Here is a 23121-nt window from a genome sequence, read left to right on the forward strand (position 1 = left end):
ATTTACTTCATAAAATTAGAATTGTTAAAGCTTAACTAAAATAATTATATATATTTGCATTATAAAAGATAAAAAGATCTTATTATATCAATTAAAAATTGATTAACAATTAAACAAACAAACAAATGTTATCTAAAAAACAAGCAAGGGCATTCTTTTTAGGCGGAACATTAGTAACGTTCCTAATTTTTATAGGGCTTACTATATTCTCTTTATCAAAAGGAAGTGATCAAACAAATCAAGAAAATCTTTCTGCAGATGTAGTTAGAGGAAAGGAAATTTGGGAATCTAATAATTGTATGGGGTGCCATACAATATTGGGTGAAGGTGCTTATTATGCTCCAGAATTAACAAAAGTTATTGATCGATTAAATTTAAGATACGATGGTAACGGAGAGCAAGTTATCAAAAGTATTTTAATGTCTGAAGGACCATGGCAGCCAAATGGTAGAAAAATGGTAGCCTATGGTATGACTGAAGCTGAAGCAGCAGATGTTGTAGCCTTTTTTAAATGGATTGGTGAAATTGATTTAAACGGCTTTGGAAAGGTAGTGGGAGTAGATAGAAAGATATCTCCTTTGGCAAAAGAAAAAATTAACAACTAAGAAATTATAAAGATGAAATATAAATCACAAAAAGTAGCATATTGGTTTTTTGCCCTTTCAATGCTATTGTTAGTACTTCAAATTACCTATGGATTTATTATGGGATTTGCCCGAATGGGATTTGATAATTTACACGAATTTATTCCTTTTAATACAGCAAGAGCAGTTCACACCAATCTGTTGGTAGTTTGGTTATTATCAGGATTTATGGGAGCTGCCTATTATATTATTCCTGAAGAAGCACAAAAAGAGTTGGTAAGTGTTAAATTGGCTTATGTTCAATTAATAAGTTTAGCACTTGTTGGAGTTGTAGCAATTATAGGTTTTCATTTTAATATTTGGGAAGGACGTAAATTTTTAGAAATTCCTAGACCTTTAGATTATTTAGTTGTCGTAAACGTACTGCTATTTTTAGGATTGATTTTAACAACCTTATTTAAAGCAAAACGGCGCACAACTACTTCATTAGTGCTATCAATGGGATTGTTATTTGCAGCCTTATTGTATTTACCAGGAATGTTACCATTCGATAGTCAGGTTACAGATTCTTTTTTCAGATGGTGGGTTGTTCATTTATGGGTTGAAGGAGTTTGGGAATTAATTATGGGGGGTATTTTATCGTTCTTATTAATTAAGCTTACAGGTGTAGATAGAGAGGTTATTGAAAAATGGTTGTATGTAATTGTTGGTTTAACTTTTTTATCAGGAGTTTTAGGAACTGGTCACCATTACTATTATATAGGTGTAAATAAAATTTGGTTAGTTGTTGGTGGTATATTTTCAGCATTAGAACCTTTAGCTTTTTTAGCAATGGCATTATTTGCTGTAAATATGTATAGAAAAGGAGAGAAGAAACATCCAAATAAATTGGCTTTGTATTGGACATTAGGTTCTGCGATTGTGTCATTTGTAGGTGCAGGTTTATTAGGTTTTGCCCATACATTACCTCAAACAAATTTATATACGCACGGAACCTTAGTAACTGCAATGCACGGACATTTAGCATTTTGGGGAGCCTATGCAATGATTGTTTTAGCAATTATTAGTTATGCTCTACCAAATTTAACAGGTAGAAAATTATACGAATCTTCACGAGGTAGAGCCGCTTTTTGGTTGTCTAATATTGGAATGATTGGTATGACGGTTGCTTTTGGAGTTGCTGGTGTAGCCCAAGTATATTTAGAACGTAAGTTTGGAATGGACTTTATGACAGTTCAAAAAGAAATAAGCGTTCATTTTGTAGTGTTAGTTTTATGCGCAACAATGTTTGCAACAGGTATTGTGCTTTATATTATCGACTTTTATAAGCACGGTAAACCAACTGATGAAGCATTAGACATTTAAAAATAAATTAATAGTTTTTTTAGATTGATTTCCAACGTAATACTTGCTATATCATTTGATATAAATTAATTGCGTTGGTTTTCTATTTATGATATTAAAGTAATTATTTATGAAAAATAGAGCACCATATTACCACCAAATTGGCAAAGAAGTTGAGGTGTTTGAACACGCGTATAAAAATAAAATTCCGTTTTTATTAAAAGGTCCAACAGGAACTGGTAAGTCGAGATTTATTGAGTATATGGCTCATAAATTAGATAAAAAACTAATTACTATTTCTTGTCACGAAGAAACTTCATCTACAGATTTAGTGGGAAGGTATATTATAAAAGGAGCAGAAACCATTTGGTCTGATGGACCATTGACAAATGCAATAAAAGAAGGAGCAATTATTTATTTAGATGAAATTGCTGAAGCAAGACCCGATGTAATTGTAGCTATTCATTCACTTACAGATCACAGGCGAGAATTATTCATAGATAAGTTAGGTAAAACGGTAAAAGCACACGAAGATTTTATGCTAGTAGCTTCATTTAATCCTGGTTACCAAAAAGGGTTTAAAGAGTTGAAACCATCAACACGTCAGCGTTTTATAGCAACTGCATTTGCTTATCCTGAGGCTAAAATTGAAGCAGCTATTTTAGTGAATGAAACCAATGTAGATAAAGATATAGCAAAAAAACTAGTAAACATAGCTACTAAGATTAGGAACTTGACCGAACTTGGTTTGGCTGAAACTGTTTCAACTCGTTTGTTAGTAGATGCTGCTAAATTAATTCATAGTGGATTACCAAAACGATTAGCAGTTGAAGTCGCAATTGTAGAACCTTTAACCGATGATTTAGACGTAGTTGAAGCCTTAAAAGATTTGTGTAACCTAATGATCTAATTCGTTATTTAGAAGATGTCATGCTGAGCTTGTCGAAGTAGGTTTTAGGACCTCATCAACATAAAAGTAAAAAAAGAATACTTTAAACCAATAATAAATAGCTATTAACCAACAACTACAACCCAACAATCAATAGTAATGTTCGAACCAGATGAATATCTTTTTACCAAACTAGCTTATTACTTCAAAAGGCGAAGTAAAAGAAAGCAGGAAGATATTGCACATGCCGTAAATTTAAACGATTTAAAGCCGCGTTTAACTATTTTATCAAGAGCAGTTACTGGACAATCTATAGAAATTTATGAAGCCGAAAGAGAAGGAGGTTATAAAAATAATAACTTTTTTCTTCCAAGTCGTTATGCTGAATTTCCTTCGATTGAAGAGAATATTTCATTTTATGTATTCAGAATTTTATATCTGTCAGTTCAAAAGAATGTAGGGTTAAATTGGAATGACAATCAAGAACATGAGTTATTTGAAAGTCAGCAAAAGGCACAAGAAAATTCTAGTAAAGTTCTAACTTCATTGTTTGAACAGTTTCCAGTTGCCGAAAAATATCATAGTAAATTCGTTCAATTTTATTCAGAAAAACAAAAAAAGAATACAGTTAAAGACTTTTCATTTATCTACGGAAAATGGATGCGAAATCACCCAGAAGATGCTTCCGAAGAAAAACTGCAAAATTTTACAGAGAAAGTTAAAAAAGTAACAGAAGAGAAACCGAAAACTATTTTAAAATCAAATGCTGTTGAAGAAATAATTTCGGTTCAGGTTGATGTAAAACAGCAGGAAGATGCGGTTTTACAGCATCAGTTTGAAAAAGTTGAAACTGCTGAAGAGTTTGCAGGGAATTTTAGAGATTTTGATGGTGAAGACGAGTTAGATGACCATTCTAATGCGTTGGAAGATATCAACATGAAATATACCGTACGTGTTGATGATACGGCGCATTCGGTATATCAGGCAGATTTTATTGAGAATACAACAGTTTCTGAAAGTGCTGAGGTTGATAAAAAAGGCTATCACATTAAATATGATGAATGGGATTATTCTAAACGTGCATATAAACCTGATTTTTGTAAAGTGTATCCAAAAACCTTGTTAAAAACGGATGTTCCGTATTATAAGAAAACATTAAATGAAAATAGATCAACATTGGTTGGTTTACGAAAAATGTTAACTTCAGTTAATAATAAATACCAACAGCAACGTAGGCAAACACAAGGAGAGGAATTTGATATTGATGCCATTACAGATTTATTTGTTGATGTGCATTCAGGGCACACACCTTCAGAAAAAATATACCTATCTAAGCGAAAAAAGGAGAAAGATGTTTCTATTTTATTGTTGTTAGATGTTAGTTTGTCTAGCGATGGTTATGCAGCCGGAAATAGAGTAATTGATGTTGAAAAACAAGTCTCAATTTTGTTTGGAGAAATTTTGGAAGAATTTAATATAGATTTTTCTATTGATTGTTTTTACTCTAAAACACGAAATCATTCTTCATACATTACCATAAAAGATTTTGATGAAGATTGGAATAAAGCTAAATTTAAAGTAGGTGCTATTGAGCCAAGTGGTTATACACGGATTGGTGCTGCTTTAAGACATTCTGGAGCAATGTTAGATAAGCGAGATACCAAAAATAAATGGGTGATTTTAATTTCAGACGGAAAACCTAACGATTACGATAAGTATGAAGGGAAGTACGGTGTACATGATGTAAAACAAGCGCTTAGAGAATTGAATGAACGAAATATAAACTCGTACGCTTTGGCTATTGAAGCACAAGCAAAATACTATTTGCCACAAATGTTTGGGCAAAATCATTATCAAATATTAACAACACCAGTTGAATTATTAAAATCATTAGTTCAGCTATATGAAAAAATAAAACATCAATCGTAAGAATATTAATATGCAAATAACAAAAGAAAATACAGTAGCAGAAGTAGTTTCAAAAAACTTGGGTTCTGATCACGTTTTTAGTAAATACAAAATTGATTTTTGCTGTGGAGGTGGAGATACTTTGGAGAAAGCTTGTAAAGAAAGTGGCGTTGAATTTGAAACCTTAAAGCAAGAAATAGAAACAATAAACAATACAATTTCTGGTAAAACTAATTTAAATGATTTGGACGTCAAATCGTTAATGGATATTGCTAAGGATGAATATCATGTATACATTAGTGACTCAATTTTTGAAATAAAACCTTTTTCAGAAAAAGTAGCAGAGGTTCATGGAGCAGAACACAGTGAGGTTGTTGAGCTAAATGTTTTGTTTACAAGTGTAGAAATTGTGATCACTGAAATGTTAAAGAATTCAATTCTTAGTTTATATCCAATTATCAATGAAATTTTAAACCTACCAAACCCAGCCTCTGATTTCTCACTGGCCCAATTAGAAGAATTAAAGCGCTCTATAAAAAGAAATGAGATTGCTCAAATTTTGGTTGGTGATACTTTTAAGGAAATATCAAGGTTGTCCTCTAATTACGTTTTACCAAAAGGAGCTTGTAATTCTTATACCTTTTTATATAAAAAACTACAAGAGTTTGAGCTTGAAATTCATAAGTATATGCATTTAGAAAAAAATGTAATCATTCCAAAAATGCTTAAAATATTGGAATAAGGGATTTAACTTAAATTTTAAAAATACACACAAAATGAATTCATTTATACCAACTGTTGATGCCTTGCCAACTGGGCATCCAGTAAAAGTTTATTACCAAGAAACTGCTCTAATACAAGCTGTTTTATTGGAATTATATGATGCAGATCCTGTTGCAGATTTTCAACACTATTTTAATATATTTAATCAATTAACAACTATTGAAAAACGATTTTCACGAAAAGAAAATCAGTTGTTCCCGTATTTAGAAAAATATGGTTGGGAAGGTCCAAGCCAAGGAATGTGGTCGTTTCACGATAATTTAAGAGATCAAATTAGATTGTTAAATGGGTACAATTCAGAAAAAAATACAGCCAAGATTATAGCTAATATCCCGTATTTAATTAAAGGAATTAAAAGGTTAATGTCTATTGAAGATGCACGCTTATTTCCAAAAGCAATGGATTTACTTTCTGAAGATGATTGGAAAGAATTTTACATAGGTGATGAAGAAATTGGTTGGATGTTATTAGAAAAACCAACTCCGTATCCAGCAATTGAAAAAGAAGAATATGTACACCCAAGTCAGGATTTTCAAAAACGTGATTTATCTTTTTCATTAGAGAATACGTTTCATTATGACGAAGGTTATATGACACCTGAACAAGTAAATTTATTATTGCGTTTTTTACCTGTTGATATTACGTATGTAGATGAAAATGATAAAGTCATATTTTACAATAGAGGCGATGATCGTGTTTTTCCAAGAAGTAAAGGAATTATTGGTCGTGAAGTACGTTTTTGTCATCCGCCAAAAAGTGTAGATATGGTCTTGCGTATTGTTGAAGAATTTAAAGCAGGAACCAAAGATGTTGCTGAGTTTTGGTTCAACTTTAAAGGGCGTATTATTCATATTAGGTATTTTGCTATTCGTAATGATAATAAAGAATATAAAGGGGTGATTGAAATGTCTCAAGACATTACTGAAATTCAAAAACTTGAAGGTCAAAAACGTTTGTTAGATTGGGATTAATTTATGCAAACAGCAACCGTAAATCATAAAAAATTATACTATCCACCAGGAGGAATCTTGCTATGGATAATTATTTTTCTTGAACTATTTACCTTCGGAATAGCCTTAATCGCGATGATACTTTATAGTAAATATGAGCCTGAAATATTTCATAATTCAAGGTTGTTGTTAAACTCAACTTTTGGAGTAATAAATACGGTCTTTTTACTTACTAGTGGTTTTTTTATAGCAAAATCTGTTGAATATTTTAAGGTGAGTAATAAATCTAAAACGTTATGCTATTTAAAATTAACAATGTTAGGTGGCGTATTATTTCTACTCCTTAAAAGTCTAGAGTACTATGGTAAAATAGACGCAGGCTTAACAATGGGATACAATACATTCTTCTCTTTTTATTGGATGCTTACGTTATTTCATGTAATTCACGTAATAGTAGGTTTGGTAATTTTAATCTCCATTTATTTCGGAATAAAAAAGGAAAATTCGTCAACAAAATTAGAAGATATGGAAGCGGGTGCTACTTTTTGGCATCTATGCGATTTAATTTGGCTGTTACTTTTCCCCGTAATTTATTTATTGTTTTAATATGAATAAGACACTATTTTTTAACGTATGGATGGTTTTAATTGTATTAACCATTATTGTAGCAATTATTTCAGAAAGTAATATATTGTATACTGGTACATTAATAATTGTACTTTCAATAGTTAAGTTTTTAGGAGTTTCGTTTTATTTTATGGAGTTGAGAAAATCACACCCTTTTTGGAAACTAAGTGTGCTTATTTTTGTTGTTTTATTTGCAATAACTGTAATAATTTTAATTTAAATAGGCTGCTCATAATTCAAAAAAAGTTAAAAAACCTTGATATAAATCAGTGTTTGAACTTAAATACCCATATATATTTGTAGTGTAATTAAGGAATAAAAATAATTCACGAATTGGAGAAAAACCAAAATTATTTTTATCAAATAAAAGTTTAGTTAGTAGTTTTAGTTTAGAACCAGCATCAAAGATTCTCAATCAACGATGCTGGTTCTTGTTTTATTAATTACTCCACAACTTTTTGTATTGAACCATTAACAATCTATATATAAAACATTGTAGCAAAGCATACACCAGCCAATTATTAAAAATAACCCACCAAGTGGTGTAATTGGGCCCAAAAAGCGTAGTTTTTTATTCTTGGCTGAAGAAATTACAAGCCCGTAAATACTAAAAGAGAATAAGATAATTCCAATTATAAAACTATAGACCATGTATTTTTCAGAAGGAATTTCTAAGCTGAAATTAAAGCCAATAATTAATAAAATAATGGCGTGATACATTTGGTATTTTACGCCGGTTTCAAAACTTTTTAATTGTTCTTCGGAAAGAATTTTTTTGAATGCATGCGCACCAAAAGCACCAAAAATAACGGCTAATCCACCTAAAATACTTGCAATTATTAATGTTGTTTGTGGCATACGAAATGGCTTTATTTCAAAAGGCTGTTAAAAGAGTAAACTATTCGTTAACCTGAACTTGTTTCAGGTTCTCATATAAGTTAGTAGTAAATATGATGAGATTCTGAACTAAAATCAGAATGACGAGTTTCCAATACCTTTTTAACAGCCTTTTATTTATAATTATTTTATAACTCTTACATTTTGTTCTTCAACCTTTTTATCAGATAATTTAGAAGGTGCTCCAAATAATAAATCGTCGCTAGTTCCTGTTTTAGGGAAAGCCATTACCTCTCTAATAGACGCTTTTTTCTCTAAAATCATCATTAAACGGTCAACTCCCCAAGCAATTCCACCGTGTGGCGGTGCTCCGTATTGGAAAGCTTTGTACATAGCTCCAACGCTTTTAATCATTTCAGCTTTGTTGTAACCCATATTTTTATAGGTTGCCTCTAAAATCTCGGCTTTGTGAGCTCTTACAGAACCACCACCAATTTCAAAGCCATTTAAAATTAAATCGTACTGCTGTGCAATAATACTTCCAATTTCATCCTCTTTTCCATTCATATGTTTCTCTAAATCGTAAACAGCAGGCATAGAAAATGGATTGTGTGTAAAAGTCCATCTGCCATCGTCATTTTTTTCAAACATTGGGAAATCAATTACCCAAGCAGGTCTTAATTCTTTCGGATTTATCAATCGTAGAATTTTCCCCATTTCCTGACGAACTGCGTCTAATGCTTTGTTTGCAGTTTCATAATCTGCTGCAGAGAAAAATACAATATCACCAACTTCAGCATTGGTTTCATTAATAATTCCAGCAGCAATTTCAGCACCTAAAAACTTAATAATTGGCGATTGTAAATCATTTTCATTCACAATAATATAGGCCAAGCCACCTAATCCGTGTTGTTGTGCAATGGCTGTTAAGTTTTCAATTTGACCTTTAGACATACGTTTGTCTCCTTGTTCTTTTGCAGAAACTTTGATACATTTTACAATACCACCTTGTTCAATAGGTTTACTAAAAACTTGGAACGTAGTATCTTTTACAATTTCGGTAATGTCTTGCATTTTTAAGCCATAGCGTAAATCGGGTCTATCGCAACCATAATAGTCCATTGCTTCTTTGTAGGTCAATATTTCAAACGGATGTAAAATCCATTTTTTACCATATACTTTTTGCACTATTTCATTAAACATTTTGGTGTTTAAATCTATAATTTGCTGCATACTTGCGTATGCCATTTCAATATCTAACTGTGTAAATTCTGGCTGACGGTCTCCACGAGAATCTTCATCTCTAAAGCAACGTGCAATTTGGAAATACTTTTCGTAACCACTCACCATTAACATTTGTTTAAATTGTTGAGGTGCTTGCGGTAAGGTGTAAAATAAACCACCTTGTTTACGAGTTGGTACAATAAATTCACGGGCACCTTCATCAGTTCCGGCAGTTAAAATAGGTGTTTCAATTTCTAAAAACGCTGCTTCATCTAAAATATCACGCATTAGCTTAATCACCTTGTGGCGATTCACAATAGCTCTTCTTACATCGTCATTTCTGTGATCTAAAAACTTGTATTGAAAACGAGTACTTTCATTAGTTTTTGTGGCTCTTTTAATTTCAAAAGGCAACGTTTTAGAAAGATTTAAAATTTCTAATTCGGAAGTTTCTAACTCAATTTTTCCAGTTCTTAAACCTGCATTGTAATCGTCTTCTTTACGTTTTACAACAATTCCTGTTACCGAAATTACAGATTCAGGTTTTAGCTTTACCAAGTCATCTAAATTTGGAAATGACTCTCTACTTAAACGAACTTGAAAAACCTCATTGCTTGAATCGCGTAAATCAATAAACATTAATTCACCGTGATCACGTACACTTGCCACCCAACCAGATAATGTTACTTTTTCAGTAATACTAGTTTCTGATAATTGTGAGATTTTGTGTGTTCTGTATTCATCTTTTATAATAATTGGAATTTCAGGCAATACATCATCTTGTTCTTTTGTAGCCGTTTCTTCTGAAGAATTTTTAATTTTATTTTCAGCTATTTTTTGTTGAGCTGAAGCAGAATTTAGTTCATTTAAAATTCCTTCTCTAATTACTTTTCCTGAAGCACCTTTTCCAATAATGCTGATTACTTTTCCAACTAAAATACCAGCTTTTCCTTGGTTTCCATTTTTAATATCGTTGGCAATAGCTTCATTTTCTGAAATAACTTTTTGAATAGCAGTTGTTATTTTTTCTTCGGAAATAGTATTGTCTTCAAAGTATTTGTTGTAATCAAAAGTTCTGTCTTTTAAATACTCTGTAATTCCGTTTTGAGCCAAAACAGCAGTAATTTTTTCAGCTTTAAAAAGTTCAAAAATTTCAATTAAATGTTCAATATTATTAATTGTAGCATAATCTTCTGGTTTTATGTTGTTAACCAATGTTTTTGCAACAAATGATGGGTCTTTTAATTGATTATTAATCCCCATAAATACTTTTGAACGAATGGCATCAGCAGTAAAAAATTTAGCATCTTGCGGACGAACACCACCTTTAATTAAAATAGTTTCAACAGCAAAAGGCAATGCACTTGAGTCAACGCTAATTGCTTTTATTTCATTTTTAATACTTACAAAAGGTAAGTCTGGTTCAGAAATAAAACGATAATCTGCTTCAAACTCTTTTTTACGCATGGTTTTGGTTTGCTTTAAATCAGCATCCCATAAAACTGTTGTTTGTTCTGGTCTAAATTCTTTATTATCAACGTAGTAATTGAATTGTTTTTCAATTTCTTCCTTCAACGCATCAACCATAAACTTAAACGAGTTTAAGTTTTTGATTTCAGTACGTGGATTTAAATCGTAACTTCTTCTTTTTCTTAATGAAACAGAAACATCTGACTTAAATTCTCCTTTTTCAAGGTTTGCTTCTGAAATTTCTAAATTTTGAACAATACGCTGAATGTATTGTGCGTAGGTTGAAGCATCTTCAATATTTCTGATACAAGGTTCTGTAACAATTTCAATTAAAGGAACACCAGCTTTGTTAAAATCAACCAACGAAATGTTCTTTTCGTGCATTAATTTAGCAGCATCTTCTTCAATATGAACCTGGGTTAAACTCACCGTAAACTGCGATCCATCATTTCTGTAACACGAAACATGTCCGTCAGGAATAACTGGATTGTGAAATTGCGTAATTTGTATATTTTTCGGATTATCTGGGTATTCGTAATGTTTTCTATCCCACGATATTACCTCGTTTTCAAATGACGATTCTACAGCTTTTCCAAAATAAATGGCTTTTGTAATTGCTTCTTTATTAATGGCAGGTAAAACGCCCATTTGACCAGTACAAACCGAACAGATGTTTTGGTTTGGTGTTTCAATTTCTTGATTAGGACAAGAACAAAACAACTTCGTTTTGGTATTTAATCGAACATGTGTTTCTAGTCCGATAACCAATTCTAAATCGTGCGCTTTTAAAGCGGCAGTTAATTGTTCCAATTCCATTATATTGTTTCTTTTAAGAAGTTAGCAAACTTCAATAGTGTTTGTTCTTTATTTTTTGCGCCAGTAATTTGCAATCCTGTTGCTGTTCCTTGTGGTACGGTTAGCGTTGGTAATTGTCCAAGGCTAAATCCAACAGTATAAGCGTCAGATAAATACATGGCTAGCGGATCTTTTAAACTATCTCCAATTTTAGGAGGGGTGTTTGGTGTAACAGGTGAAATTATAATATCAACTTCTTTAAAGTCTTTTTCAAAATTTGCTGAAATTTGATCTCTCAAAGCCAATCCTTTTAAATAAATTTCATCAGAAAAACCTTGTGATAATACTTGATTTCCACCAACAATTCTTCGTTTAGATTCTTCTGAAAAATTTTCAGAACGTGTAATTGAATACGTGTCTTTTAAATTTTCACCTTCAATTCTATTTCCATAATTTGTACCATCTAACCTGGATAAGTTAGATGCTGTTTCAGCCATTGCTATGGTGTAGTATGTAGAAACTAAGGTGTCAGATTTAAAAAAGTCAAGTTCCTTCACTTCAATACCTGTTGCTTTTATTTTTTCAATACTAGCTAAAAAGTCAGCTTTTATTTTAGGGTCAATCGCTTCATTTTCAATAAAGTTTTTAAAATAGCCTACCGTTTTAATGGTGTTGTTATTTGAAATGGCTTGTTCACTAATTTCGGTGGAAGCAATGGTTGTTTGATCTTTACCATCTTTTCCGCTCATTACATTCAGCACAATGCGAATGTCTTCAATAGTTTTTGCCAAAGGCCCCACACAATCTGTAGATGAAGCATACGCCATAATTCCATATCTAGAAATACGACCATAGGTAGGTTTTAAACCATAAATATTATTGTAACCTGCAGGCTGACGAATAGAACCTCCTGTATCTCCACCAATTGAAAATACGGTATAATCTTTTGCCACATTTACAGCAGAACCACCACTAGAACCACCTGCAACTAACTCAGGATTGATGGCGTTTTTTACGGCACCAAAAATGGTGTTTTCACTAGATGAACCGTGACCAAAACTATCACAGTTTTCTTTTACTAACGGAATTGCACCTGCATCTAATAATTTTTGAATGGCAGTTGCTGTGTAAGCCGATTTGTAATTTTTAAGTATGTCTGAACTTGCTGTGGTATAAGTTCCTTGAACCATATACACATCTTTAATTCCGAAAGGAATTCCTTCTAACAATCCTATTTCTTCTCCGTTTGCAATTTTAGCATCTACTTTTGCAGCCAATGCCAAAGCGCTATCTTCTAATAACGAATTTACCGTATTGTAAGCGTTCTTTTTTAGCAACTCTAATCTTTCTTGTACTAAAGTTGTACAAGATATTTCTTTGTTCACCAGTTGTTGGTGAAGCTGTTTTATTTGCGAATCCATATTAGTCTTCTATCACTTTTGAAACTACTAAATACCCGTTTTTTTCCTTAGGAAAGTTTTCTATAATAATTTGTTTCTCCAAAGCAGGGCTTTCTATAACAACATCTTCTCTTAAATCATTTAATGAGACACAATTATAATTGACATTATTAGAGGAATTATTATTAGTTGGTTGTGCGTTTTTAATCACATCAAATAATTTGTTCACGGTCTCTGAGGGCTGTGCTCCTTTAATACTCGACAATACGTCGACAGTCATTATTTTACTCATTTTTTTATTTTGTTTAACAGTTAAACATTAAGCAGGCCAAATTACGAAAGTTTTGTGAGGGATGCACATTTTTTTTGTGAATGCATAGCGGTAGATCTTATGAAATACAATCTATTAGGATATTCATTTAGAATATATGAATCGAAACTCATTATCGTTGATGTATGTTAAAATTAATAGACAGATATGAAGTGTAATTTCAATTTCTTATAATTTGTTAATAAAACGTACTTTTGTCAAAAATTTGTTAAATGCTTTTGAAAGAAACTCAAGAAAAATTAATTCCAACATTAAAAACCTATTTTGGTTACGATAGTTTTCGTGATCAACAACAGCAAATAGTAGAATCTGTTTTGTCTAAAAATGATAATTTAGTAATTATGCCAACAGGTGGAGGTAAATCTATTTGTTTTCAATTACCTGCATTATTATTTGAAGGTTTAACCTTGGTTATTTCTCCGTTAATAGCTTTAATGAAAGATCAGGTGGATGGCTTAAAAGCGAACGGAATTGAAGCCGATTTTTTTAATAGCAGTCAGGAAAGTATTGAGCAAGCTATTATTTTTGAGAAGGTTTTTCAGAAGGAATTAAAGTTATTATATGTTGCTCCAGAGAGTTTGTCTTTGTTGGAAAATATTTTAAACGAAGATTATATTAGCTGTATTGCTATTGATGAAGCGCATTGTATTTCTTCTTGGGGTCACGATTTTAGACCTTCGTATCAGCAACTTGGGTTTTTAAAACAATCGTTACCAAATACACCAATTATAGCATTAACAGCAACCGCTGATAAAGCTACACGAGCCGATATTTTAGAGCAGTTAAGTATTCCTTCAGCAACACAATTTATTTCTTCTTTTGATCGAAAAAATATTGAATTAGAAGTGCGCCCAGCAAACGATAGGTTGTCTCAAATAATTAAATTTATAAGAAAACAACCAAACGAGTCGGGAATTATTTATTGTTTAAGTAGAAAAGGAACAGAGCAAACTGCTGCTAAATTACAACAAAATGGAATTGATGCAGCAGCTTATCATGCGGGTTTGAATTTTGTAGAACGTTCTAAAACACAAGAAGATTTTATTTACGATAAAACAAAGGTAGTTTGTGCAACTGTTGCCTTTGGAATGGGGATTGATAAGTCAAATGTTCGTTGGGTAATTCACTACAATATGCCAAAGAATATTGAAGGTTATTATCAAGAAATTGGACGTTGTGGAAGAGATGGAGTAGCAGCAAACGCCTTGTTATTTCATAGTTATTCTGATGTAATTCAACTTCGGAAATTTATGAGTGGAGCTTCAAATGAAGAAGTACAAGCTGCCAAATTAGATAGAATGAAGCAGTTTTCAGAGGCAACTACGTGCCGAAGAAAAATACTGTTGAGTTATTTTGGAGAGTTATTAGCTGAAAATTGTGGAAATTGTGATGTGTGTAAAAATCCGCCACAGTTTTTTAACGGAACCATAATTGCGCAAAAAGCATTGTCGGTAATTACACGTTTAAAAGAATCAGAAGCTATTGGAACTGTGATTGATGTGTTGCGTGGAGCGCACAATGCTACTGTTTTAGAAAAAGGCTACGATCAATTAAAATCGCACGGGGTAGGAAGTGAAATTTCTTGGAGAGATTGGCAGCAATATCTAATTCAATTAACAAACCAAGGATATTGCGAAATAGCGTTTCATAAAAACAATGCATTGCAATTAACCGATTTTTCTAAAAAAGTATTGTTTGAAGGAGAGCAAGTAAATTTAACACGTCCGGTAGCATTTAAAGAACAACCAACAGTTGATAAAAAAGCAAAAACAGCAAGAGTAGCAAAACCTAAAAAGGATTCATTATTTGAGCGTTTACGAAAATTACGTCAAGAAATTGCGTTGGCTGAAAATATACCAGCTTACTTGGTGTTTAGTGATGCCGCGTTGAAAGAAATGGAAAGAGCACGTCCAATGAGTGAATCAGACTTCTTAGAAATTAGTGGTGTTGGTCAGCGTAAATTAGAAGTGTATGGTGAAGATTTTATTGCTGAAATTGTTGCTTTTTCAAACGAAAAAATAAAAACTCGCAAAAAGAAAGATACACATAAAGTAACCTACGAATTGTATAAAGAAGGACTGACAATTGATGAAATTGCTGAGAAACGAAAACTAAAATCGACGACTATTTTTTCGCATTTAGCAAAATTATATACCGATGGAAAACCTATTGAAATTTACGATTTTGTAACCAAAGAAGAGGTTGAAAAAGTACGATTGGCAAAAGATGAATTAGAAAGTCCACCGGCTTTAAAACCGTATTACGAGCATTTAAATGCAGAAATTGAGTATTTTAAAATTCGTTTAGCTTTAACGATTCTTGAAAATAATGGCTAATTATAAATGAATCCTTTTTATTAAAGGATTGTTTTCTACAATATTTGAAAGTACAATATGGGTTCTGGTTTCACCGTAGGTAATTAGTTGATCTATAAATTGTTCTAGGTGTTTTTGATTGTTTAAAACAACTTCCATTACAATATTTTCATTTCCTGTAATACGGTAACAATTTACCACTTCAGAAAATGATGAAACGGTGCTAATAAAAGGTTTTAAACGGCCCATAAAAGCTCTTAATGTAATAATAGCCTTTAATTGATGCCCTGTTTCAAAATGCGAAACTTTTGCATGGTACCCTTCAATAATCCCTGCATCTTCCATCTTTTTAATCCGTTCAGCAACCGCAGGAGAAGTAATGCCTACTTGCCTTGCAATTTCAGTATTTGATTGTCTTGCATTTTGTTGCAAACAATCTAAAATTTTCCAACTTATGGTATCTAGCTTCATTTCTATAGAATTATTTGGTAAATATATTAATATTTAAAGATAAATATAGTTTTTGCTTTAAATATTAAATGCGAGATTGAGTTTTCCGAAGTAATTTTATAGCACCAGAATACTAGTTATGTTAATCACAGGAAATAAAGATTTAAATCACTCGATCATTTATCAAAAATCTATTGATATTTTTAAGCTGTCACGAAGTGTTGCGTCTTATGTTACCGATGATAAAGATGTAATTTCAATGTATAATTCAGGTGAAAGGGTGGATAATTATGCCGATAATTTGATAATGAACGCCTTAAAATTAGTTCCAAAAGTTGTTGAGACTGAAACGCAAGAAAGTCCGTCAAAAAAATTAAGGTATGCAAAATCATTACGCTTTTTTATTGATAGGTTGTACCAAGATTGTTTGCATTTAGAAGGTTCTAGAATTCACGGGAAAGATTTTGTTCGCATGTTGCGTAAAGAATTGAAAAGTCTGCGAAAAATTCACAGACTTTATGTTAATTCTTTATTGTAGTTTTTTAAAATAAGAGTTACATATTTCGTCTATATTCGCCTCCAACTTCAAATAAAGCGGCTGTAATTTCACCAATAGAACACACTTTACAAACTTCCATTAATTGCTCAAACATATTTTCATTTCGAATTGCTTTTTCTTTTAGCATTGAAATTTGTTGTGCAGATGTATCACTATTTCCCTTGTTTAAATTTTCAACAACTTTAATTTGATATTGTTTTTCCTGCTCAGTTGCTCTAATTACTTCTTGAGGTAAAATTGTAGGAGATCCTTTACTGCTTAAAAAAGTGTTTACGCCAATTATTGGAAAATCGCCATTGTGTTTTAAGGTTTCGTAGTACAAACTTTCTTCTTGTATTTTACTGCGTTGGTACATAGTTTCCATAGCACCTAAAACACCGCCACGTTCGTTAATTCTATCAAATTCCGCATATACAGCTTCTTCAACTAAATCGGTTAATTTTTCAATAATAAAAGCGCCTTGAATTGGATTTTCGTTTTGTGTTAAGCCTAATTCTTTGTTGATAATTAATTGAATTGCCATTGCCCTGCGCACACTTTCCTCAGTTGGTGTAGTAATGGCTTCATCATAAGCATTGGTGTGTAAACTGTTGCAGTTATCATAAATTGCATACAAAGCCTGTAGGGTTGTTCTGATATCGTTGAAATCTATTTCTTGTGCATGCAAACTTCTACCTGAAGTTTGAATATGATATTTCAACATTTGAGCGCGTGCATTTGCTTGGTATTTGTTTTTCATGGCTTTTGCCCAAATTTTACGCGCAACTCTTCCAATTACTGCATATTCAGCATCAATTCCATTTGAAAAGAAGAACGATAAATTAGGGCCAAATTTATTGATATCCATGCCTCTTGAAAGATAATATTCTACATACGTAAATCCGTTGGCCAAGGTAAAAGCTAGTTGCGAAATTGGATTGGCGCCAGCTTCAGCAATATGATATCCAGAAATGGACACCGAATAAAAATTGCGAACATTATTTTGTATGAAATATTCCTGAACATCGCCCATTAAACGCAAGGCAAATTCAGTTGAAAAAATACAGGTGTTTTGTGCTTGGTCTTCTTTTAAAATATCAGCTTGTACCGTACCTCTTACTTTTGAAATGGTTTCACTTTTTATTTTTTGATACACTTCCGAAGGTAAAACTTCATCACCCGTAACACCTAATAGAAATAAGCCTAATCCGTTATTTCCTTCAGGTAAATTACCTTGATAAGCAGGTCTTTCAATTCCTTTTTTGTTATAAATTGAAGTTATTTTTGCTTCAACTTCAGTTGCTAGGTTATTTTCAATAATATATTTTTCACATTCTTGGTCAATAGCAGCATTCATAAAAAAGGCGAGCATCATTGGAGCCGGACCATTAATTGTCATGGAGACCGAAGTCATAGGATTTGTTAAGTCGAACCCTGAATACAATTTTTTAGCATCATCTAAACAGCAAATTGAAACTCCAGCATTTCCAATTTTCCCGTAAATATCAGGTCTACTTTTTGGATCATTACCATATAAGGTAACAGAATCAAAAGCGGTTGATAAGCGTTTAGCCTTCATTCCTAAACTTACATAATGAAAACGGCGGTTTGTGCGTTCGGGACCGCCTTCGCCAGCAAACATTCTTGTTGGATCTTCACCTGTTCTTTTAAATGGAAATAATCCAGCAGTGTAAGGGAATTCTCCCGGAACATTTTCTTCTAAACTCCAATATAAAATGTCACCCCAAGCTTCGTATTTTGGCAATGCTATTTTTGGAATTTGAAGGTGAGAAAGTGATTCGCTATGTGTTTTTATCTGAATTTCTTTGTCTCTAACTTTATAAGTATAAACATCATTTTTATAGGATTGTTTTTTTGCTTCCCAGTTTAAAATAATATTCCAATTGTGCGGATTTAAATCCATTTTAACCTTCGAGAATTCAGATATTAATAAATTTAGAAAGTCACTATTTTTGTCAGGCTGAGCTTGTCGAAGTCTAACTTCATCTAAACCAAACTTCGACAGGCTCAGTTTGACAGCTGAAACACTTTCAATCGTTTTATAAATTCCATACAATTTTTGAGCAACTTCCTTTTGCGTTAAACTAGCTTTGTTATACGCCCTGTTGTTTTCTGTGATTTCAGATAAATAACGCGTTCTATTTGGTGGAATTATAAATTGCTGTTCTTTATGTGTAGAAGAGAGTTTGAATGAACTTTTAAAATTAACAGCCGCTTTTTCGTTTAATTTTTGAATGATAACTGTATATAATTCATTGGTACCAGGATCGTTAAATTGTGATGCAATGGTGCCGTAGACAGGCATATAATTTACATTTTCATCCCATAAATTGTTGTTACGTTGGTATTGTTTTTTTATAGCTCGTAAGGCATCTAAAGCGCCACGTTTGTCAAATTTATTAAGCGCAATAATATCGGCAAAATCAATCATATCAATTTTTTCCAATTGTGTTGCAGCACCGTATTCAGGAGTCATTACATACAAAGAAACGTCTGAATGTTCTATGATTTCAGTATCACTTTGCCCAATTCCTGATGTTTCTAAAATAACCAAATCATAACCAGCGATTTTTAAAATGGCAACAGCATCACTTACGTGTTTTGACAATGCTAAATTAGATTGACGTGTTGCTAGTGAACGCATATAAACTCGATCGTTTTTTATGGCATTCATTCTAATTCTATCGCCCAATAAGGCGCCACCTGTTTTTCGTTTTGTGGGGTCTACAGAAATAATTCCAATGGTTTTTTTAGGGAAATCAATTAAAAAGCGTCGTACAATTTCATCAATGGTTGAAGATTTTCCTGAACCGCCAGTTCCTGTAATTCCCAATACAGGTACAGAAGATTTATGAGCTAATTCTCTTATTTCTGAAATGAATTCAATATGTTTTTTTGAAAAATTTTCAGCTGCTGAAATTGATGTAGCAAGTTGTAAGGGATTTTTATTTTTTAAATCTGTAACCTTAAAATCTATAATTTCTCCAGTTGCAAAATCGCAACGCTCAACCATATCATTAATCATACCTTGCAATCCCATTTTTCGTCCATCATCTGGTGAATAAATTCTGGTAATTCCATAATCCATTAATTCTTGAATTTCTTCAGGAAGAATTACGCCACCACCGCCACCAAATAGTTTTATGTTTGAAGCACCTTTTTCTTGTAATAGATCAAACATATATTTAAAATATTCGGTATGCCCGCCTTGGTACGAGGTAATTGCAATAGCGTTGGCATCTTCTTGAATAGCGCAATTCACAACTTCTTCAACACTTCTATCATGCCCTAAGTGAATAACTTCAACACCTGTAGCCTGAATAATTCTTCGCATAATATTTATAGCGGCATCATGGCCGTCAAATAGCGAAGCAGCAGTTACAACTCGTACTTTATGGTTGGATTTGTAAGGTTTAATTTTTTCCATTTCGTAAAATTAGCTAGCATTATACATGCAATTTATGAAATTTTTAAAAATATACAGTGTTTTTTGTAAAATACATAACATTTTGAAAAATGAAAATACCGTCTCAATTTTTAGTATTTTTGTCGACTAATTTATATTAAAAATGAAAAGGATCACCATTCTAATAAATTGTAAGGATAGTAAAGGGATTATTGCTTCAGTAACCAACTTTATTCATCAGCAAAGCGGTAATATTACCTATATAGACCAACATGTTGATAGGGTTGATGATATGTTTTTTATGAGATTGGAATGTGAATTTTCAGCAAAAGTCTTTTCATTAAAAGTTTTTAAAAATATTTTTTCTGAAGTAATTGGTAAAAAGTTTGAGATGAATTGGCAATTACACGATTCAGACTCAAAACCAAAAATGGCCATTTTTGTTTCTAAATACGAACATTGTTTGTACGATATTTTGAGTAGATACAGTTCAAATGAATTAGAGGTTGAAATTCCTTTAATTATTAGTAATCATCCAAATTTAGAGCACATTGCAAAATCGTTCAATATTCCTTATTTCTGTATAAAAGTAACAAAAGATACTAAGCAGCAAGCAGAAGACGAGCAGTTACGTTTGTTAAAAGAACACAGTATAGATTTTATTGTTTTGGCGAGGTATATGCAAATTATTTCACCAAAATTAATTGAAGTATATAAAGATAAAATAATTAATATTCACCATTCATTTTTACCTGCATTTCCTGGAGCAAAACCTTATCATTCAGCTTATGAGAGAGGTGTTAAAATTATTGGAGCTACTAGTCATTATGTTACTGAAGATTTAGATGAAGGACCAATTATTGAGCAAGATATAACTCGTGTTTCGCATACACACACTATTAAAGATTTTATTTTAAAAGGACGAGATTTAGAGAAAATAGTGCTTTCTAGAGCGTTAAAATTACATACAAAGCGAAAAGTAATGGTGTCTAATAATAAGACTGTTGTGTTTACTTAATAGTAATAAAAACAATTACAGTATATTTGTAATTATAGAAATTACTGTAATTTGGATACTAGGCACTTTTCATATAAAATTCAAATAAACGGCACTCACTTTAGAGTTGATATTCGCTACCCATAGATTTAGGTTTAGTTACGAAAAACTTCCATTAACCTAAAATCTAACGTATGACATTTAAAGAAGAAATTAAGCAAGGAATACCAACCGAGCTTCCTAAAATAAGACCTTACAATCAAGAAATAAATCACGCACCAAAACGCAAGGAAATTCTTTCCAAGAACGAAAAAGAGCTGGCTTTAAAAAATGCATTGCGCTATTTTGATGAAAAACATCATACTGTTTTAGCTAAAGAATTTTTAAATGAGTTAAAAGAATACGGGCGTATATATATGTATCGTTTTCGTCCTCATTATAAAATGTACGCACGTCCAATAAATGAATATCCTGGGAAGTGCGACCAAGCAAAAGCCATTATGCATATGATTCAAAACAATTTGGATCCTGTTGTTGCTCAACATCCTCATGAATTAATTACTTATGGAGGTAATGGTGCTGTTTTTCAAAACTGGGTACAATATATATTGATAATGCAGTATTTAAGTGAAATGACTGAAGAGCAAACACTGGCTGTTTATTCTGGACACCCAATGGGTTTATTTCCTTCGCATAAAAATGCACCAAGAGTGGTAGTTACAAACGGAATGATGATTCCAAATTATAGCAAGCCTGATGATTGGGAAAAATACAATGCTCTGGGAGTTACGCAATATGGGCAAATGACGGCAGGAAGCTATATGTATATTGGACCGCAAGGAATTGTGCATGGAACAACAATAACAGTACTAAATGCAGGTAGAAAAATTGCAAAACATGGAGAGGATTTGGCAGGGAAGTTGTTTTTAACCTCGGGTTTAGGTGGTATGAGTGGTGCACAACCAAAAGCAGGAAACATTGCAGGTTGTATTACCGTTTGTGCTGAAGTAAATCCTAAAATCACAGAAATTCGATTGTCTCAAGGTTGGATTGATGAGAAATTTACAGATTTAAATAAATTAAGTGCAAGAGTTAAAAGAGCAAAAGAAAACAAGGAAGTGGTCTCAATTGCATTTTTAGGAAATATAGTTGAGGTTTGGGAGAAATTTGCTGAGGAAAATATGTATGTAGATTTAGGTTCTGATCAAACTTCGTTACACAATCCGTGGGCTGGAGGGTATTATCCCGTAGGAATTTCTTTTGAAGAAGCAAATGAAATGATGGCTACAAATCCTGAATTGTTTAAAGAAAAAGTTCAGCAAAGTTTAAGAAGACAGGTTTTAGCAATTAATCAACATACAGAAAAAGGTACTTATTTTTTTGATTATGGAAATGCATTTCTGTTAGAGGCTAGTAGAGCAGGAGCGGCAGTTTATAAAGATAGTGAAGGTGATTTTTACGCAGCTAGGGAATCAAAAATAGGTGATGAAGCTTTTGCCTATCCTAGTTATGTACAAGATATTATGGGACCAATGTGTTTTGATTATGGCTTTGGACCTTTTAGGTGGGTGTGTACAAGTGCTAATCCGTTAGATTTAGAAAAGACAGATGCTATATCTTGTGCTGTTTTAGAAGAAATCATGAAAAAATCGCCTGTTGAAATTCAACAACAAATGGCTGATAATATTCAGTGGATTAAAGGTGCTCAAGAAAATGAATTGGTTGTGGGATCTCAGGCTCGTATTCTATATGCCGATGCTGAAGGAAGAATGAAAATTGCAGAAGCATTTAACAATGCTGTAAAAAATGGAATAATTTCAGCGCCCATTGTTTTAGGTCGAGATCATCATGATGTTTCGGGAACAGATTCTCCTTACCGTGAAACTTCAAATATTTATGATGGTTCTAAATTCACGGCTGATATGGCAATTCAAAATGTAATAGGAGATAGTTTTAGAGGAGCTACTTGGGTTTCCATTCATAATGGTGGTGGAGTTGGATGGGGTGAAGTTATAAATGGAGGTTTTGGTATGGTTCTTGATGGTAGTATTGAAGTCGAAAAGCGTTTGAAAAGTATGCTTTTTTGGGATGTAAATAATGGTATTGCCAGAAGAAATTGGGCTCGAAATGAAGGAGCTACTTTCGCTATTAAAAGAGCAATGGAAATGGAACCTAAATTAAAAGTTACATTGCCAAATTTAGTTGATGATACCTTGTTAAATGATTTGTTAAACTCTTAAAAATTAATTGAA

The 23121-nt window shown here is 32.3% G+C and carries 18 protein-coding genes; 12 read left to right on the forward strand and 6 right to left on the reverse strand.

Going from position 1 to position 23121, the window contains the following annotated elements; all coding sequences use genetic code 11:
- The first annotated feature begins 125 nt into the window (after positions 1–125).
- The 8 genes from CHB67_RS14325 (at position 126) to CHB67_RS14360 (ending at position 7305) form a co-directional block, all read left to right on the forward strand.
- Complete coding sequence (locus CHB67_RS14325; protein ID WP_089382482.1) at positions 126–605, forward strand: c-type cytochrome; 480 nt, start codon at positions 126–128, stop codon at positions 603–605.
- A 12-nt stretch (positions 606–617) separates the two neighbouring features.
- Positions 618–1949, forward strand: coding sequence for a cbb3-type cytochrome c oxidase subunit I (locus tag CHB67_RS14330; protein ID WP_089382483.1), 1332 nt, complete (start codon positions 618–620; stop codon positions 1947–1949).
- 109 nt (positions 1950–2058) lie between these two features.
- On the forward strand, positions 2059–2838 hold the full coding sequence (locus tag CHB67_RS14335) for a CbbQ/NirQ/NorQ/GpvN family protein (RefSeq protein WP_089382484.1): 780 nt from the start codon (positions 2059–2061) through the stop codon (positions 2836–2838).
- Positions 2839–2976: 138 nt separating this feature from the next.
- Positions 2977–4746 carry a nitric oxide reductase activation protein NorD gene (locus CHB67_RS14340; protein ID WP_089382485.1) on the forward strand — a complete coding sequence of 590 codons (1770 nt, stop codon included), beginning with the start codon at positions 2977–2979 and terminating at the stop codon, positions 4744–4746.
- A 10-nt stretch (positions 4747–4756) separates the two neighbouring features.
- On the forward strand, positions 4757–5467 hold the full coding sequence (locus tag CHB67_RS14345) for a DUF542 domain-containing protein (protein ID WP_089382486.1): 711 nt from the start codon (positions 4757–4759) through the stop codon (positions 5465–5467).
- Positions 5468–5501: 34 nt separating this feature from the next.
- Positions 5502–6479 (forward strand): DUF438 domain-containing protein, encoded by a 978-nt coding sequence (locus CHB67_RS14350; RefSeq protein WP_089382487.1) that lies wholly within the window; start codon positions 5502–5504, stop codon positions 6477–6479.
- Positions 6480–6482: 3 nt separating this feature from the next.
- A complete protein-coding gene (locus tag CHB67_RS14355) occupies positions 6483–7064 on the forward strand; it encodes a cytochrome c oxidase subunit 3 (protein ID WP_089382488.1) in 582 nt (193 codons plus the stop codon).
- Between the two features lies 1 nt (position 7065).
- Positions 7066–7305 carry a cytochrome C oxidase subunit IV family protein gene (locus CHB67_RS14360; RefSeq protein ID WP_089382489.1) on the forward strand — a complete coding sequence of 80 codons (240 nt, stop codon included), beginning with the start codon at positions 7066–7068 and terminating at the stop codon, positions 7303–7305.
- 251 nt (positions 7306–7556) lie between these two features.
- Here CHB67_RS14360 and CHB67_RS14370 read toward each other — a convergent pair whose 3' ends face one another.
- The 4 genes from CHB67_RS14370 to CHB67_RS14385 all read right to left on the reverse strand — a co-directional run bounded on the left by CHB67_RS14370 (position 7557) and on the right by CHB67_RS14385 (position 13103).
- Positions 7557–7943, reverse strand: a complete 387-nt coding sequence (locus CHB67_RS14370; RefSeq protein WP_089382491.1) for a DUF423 domain-containing protein — start codon at positions 7941–7943, stop codon at positions 7557–7559.
- Between the two features lie 162 nt (positions 7944–8105).
- Positions 8106–11432, reverse strand: coding sequence for a bifunctional amidotransferase subunit GatB/aspartate--tRNA ligase AspS (gatB/aspS, locus tag CHB67_RS14375; protein WP_089382492.1), 3327 nt, complete (start codon positions 11430–11432; stop codon positions 8106–8108).
- Positions 11432–12832: an amidase gene (locus CHB67_RS14380; protein WP_089382493.1), complete on the reverse strand. Its 1401-nt coding sequence runs from the start codon at positions 12830–12832 to the stop codon at positions 11432–11434. Before CHB67_RS14380 ends, gatB/aspS begins: the two co-directional genes overlap by 1 nt.
- Position 12833: 1 nt before the next feature.
- Entirely contained in the window at positions 12834–13103 is a 270-nt protein-coding gene (locus CHB67_RS14385; RefSeq protein ID WP_176461285.1) for an Asp-tRNA(Asn)/Glu-tRNA(Gln) amidotransferase subunit GatC, read from the reverse strand.
- A 251-nt stretch (positions 13104–13354) separates the two neighbouring features.
- Here CHB67_RS14385 and recQ point away from each other — a divergent pair, with 251 nt between their 5' ends.
- Positions 13355–15478 carry a DNA helicase RecQ gene (gene recQ / locus CHB67_RS14390; protein ID WP_089382494.1) on the forward strand — a complete coding sequence of 708 codons (2124 nt, stop codon included), beginning with the start codon at positions 13355–13357 and terminating at the stop codon, positions 15476–15478.
- Here the strand turns inward: recQ and CHB67_RS14395 are convergent, their stop codons facing one another.
- On the reverse strand, positions 15479–15928 hold the full coding sequence (locus tag CHB67_RS14395; protein ID WP_089382495.1) for an Lrp/AsnC family transcriptional regulator: 450 nt from the start codon (positions 15926–15928) through the stop codon (positions 15479–15481).
- Positions 15929–16046: 118 nt separating this feature from the next.
- Here CHB67_RS14395 and CHB67_RS14400 point away from each other — a divergent pair, with 118 nt between their 5' ends.
- Entirely contained in the window at positions 16047–16445 is a 399-nt protein-coding gene (locus tag CHB67_RS14400; RefSeq protein WP_089382496.1) for a hypothetical protein, read from the forward strand.
- 16 nt (positions 16446–16461) lie between these two features.
- Here CHB67_RS14400 and CHB67_RS14405 read toward each other — a convergent pair whose 3' ends face one another.
- Positions 16462–19893 (reverse strand): methylmalonyl-CoA mutase family protein, encoded by a 3432-nt coding sequence (locus CHB67_RS14405; RefSeq protein WP_089382497.1) that lies wholly within the window; start codon positions 19891–19893, stop codon positions 16462–16464.
- 142 nt (positions 19894–20035) lie between these two features.
- On the opposite strand from CHB67_RS14405, the gene purU reads away from it, so the two are divergent.
- Both purU and CHB67_RS14415 read left to right on the forward strand, forming a co-directional pair.
- Positions 20036–20890: a formyltetrahydrofolate deformylase gene (gene purU / locus CHB67_RS14410; protein WP_089382498.1), complete on the forward strand. Its 855-nt coding sequence runs from the start codon at positions 20036–20038 to the stop codon at positions 20888–20890.
- A gap of 173 nt (positions 20891–21063) precedes the next feature.
- Positions 21064–23109, forward strand: coding sequence for a urocanate hydratase (locus tag CHB67_RS14415; protein ID WP_089382499.1), 2046 nt, complete (start codon positions 21064–21066; stop codon positions 23107–23109).
- Positions 23110–23121 lie beyond the last annotated feature (12 nt).

This window comes from Lutibacter agarilyticus, assembly GCF_900188235.1.
Lineage (GTDB): Bacteria > Bacteroidota > Bacteroidia > Flavobacteriales > Flavobacteriaceae > Lutibacter > Lutibacter agarilyticus.

Coding starts and splice junctions, on each gene's coding strand:
- CHB67_RS14325 (WP_089382482.1), top strand. CDS start 126: ATGTTATCTAAAAAACAAGCAAGGGCATTCTTTTTAGGCGGAACATTA.
- CHB67_RS14330 (WP_089382483.1), top strand. CDS start 618: ATGAAATATAAATCACAAAAAGTAGCATATTGGTTTTTTGCCCTTTCA.
- CHB67_RS14335 (WP_089382484.1), top strand. CDS start 2,059: ATGAAAAATAGAGCACCATATTACCACCAAATTGGCAAAGAAGTTGAG.
- CHB67_RS14340 (WP_089382485.1), top strand. CDS start 2,977: ATGTTCGAACCAGATGAATATCTTTTTACCAAACTAGCTTATTACTTC.
- CHB67_RS14345 (WP_089382486.1), top strand. CDS start 4,757: ATGCAAATAACAAAAGAAAATACAGTAGCAGAAGTAGTTTCAAAAAAC.
- CHB67_RS14350 (WP_089382487.1), top strand. CDS start 5,502: ATGAATTCATTTATACCAACTGTTGATGCCTTGCCAACTGGGCATCCA.
- CHB67_RS14355 (WP_089382488.1), top strand. CDS start 6,483: ATGCAAACAGCAACCGTAAATCATAAAAAATTATACTATCCACCAGGA.
- CHB67_RS14360 (WP_089382489.1), top strand. CDS start 7,066: ATGAATAAGACACTATTTTTTAACGTATGGATGGTTTTAATTGTATTA.
- CHB67_RS14370 (WP_089382491.1), bottom strand. CDS start 7,943: ATGCCACAAACAACATTAATAATTGCAAGTATTTTAGGTGGATTAGCC.
- gatB/aspS (WP_089382492.1), bottom strand. CDS start 11,432: ATGGAATTGGAACAATTAACTGCCGCTTTAAAAGCGCACGATTTAGAA.
- CHB67_RS14380 (WP_089382493.1), bottom strand. CDS start 12,832: ATGGATTCGCAAATAAAACAGCTTCACCAACAACTGGTGAACAAAGAA.
- CHB67_RS14385 (WP_176461285.1), bottom strand. CDS start 13,103: ATGAGTAAAATAATGACTGTCGACGTATTGTCGAGTATTAAAGGAGCA.
- recQ (WP_089382494.1), top strand. CDS start 13,355: ATGCTTTTGAAAGAAACTCAAGAAAAATTAATTCCAACATTAAAAACC.
- CHB67_RS14395 (WP_089382495.1), bottom strand. CDS start 15,928: ATGAAGCTAGATACCATAAGTTGGAAAATTTTAGATTGTTTGCAACAA.
- CHB67_RS14400 (WP_089382496.1), top strand. CDS start 16,047: ATGTTAATCACAGGAAATAAAGATTTAAATCACTCGATCATTTATCAA.
- CHB67_RS14405 (WP_089382497.1), bottom strand. CDS start 19,893: ATGGAAAAAATTAAACCTTACAAATCCAACCATAAAGTACGAGTTGTA.
- purU (WP_089382498.1), top strand. CDS start 20,036: ATGAAAAGGATCACCATTCTAATAAATTGTAAGGATAGTAAAGGGATT.
- CHB67_RS14415 (WP_089382499.1), top strand. CDS start 21,064: ATGACATTTAAAGAAGAAATTAAGCAAGGAATACCAACCGAGCTTCCT.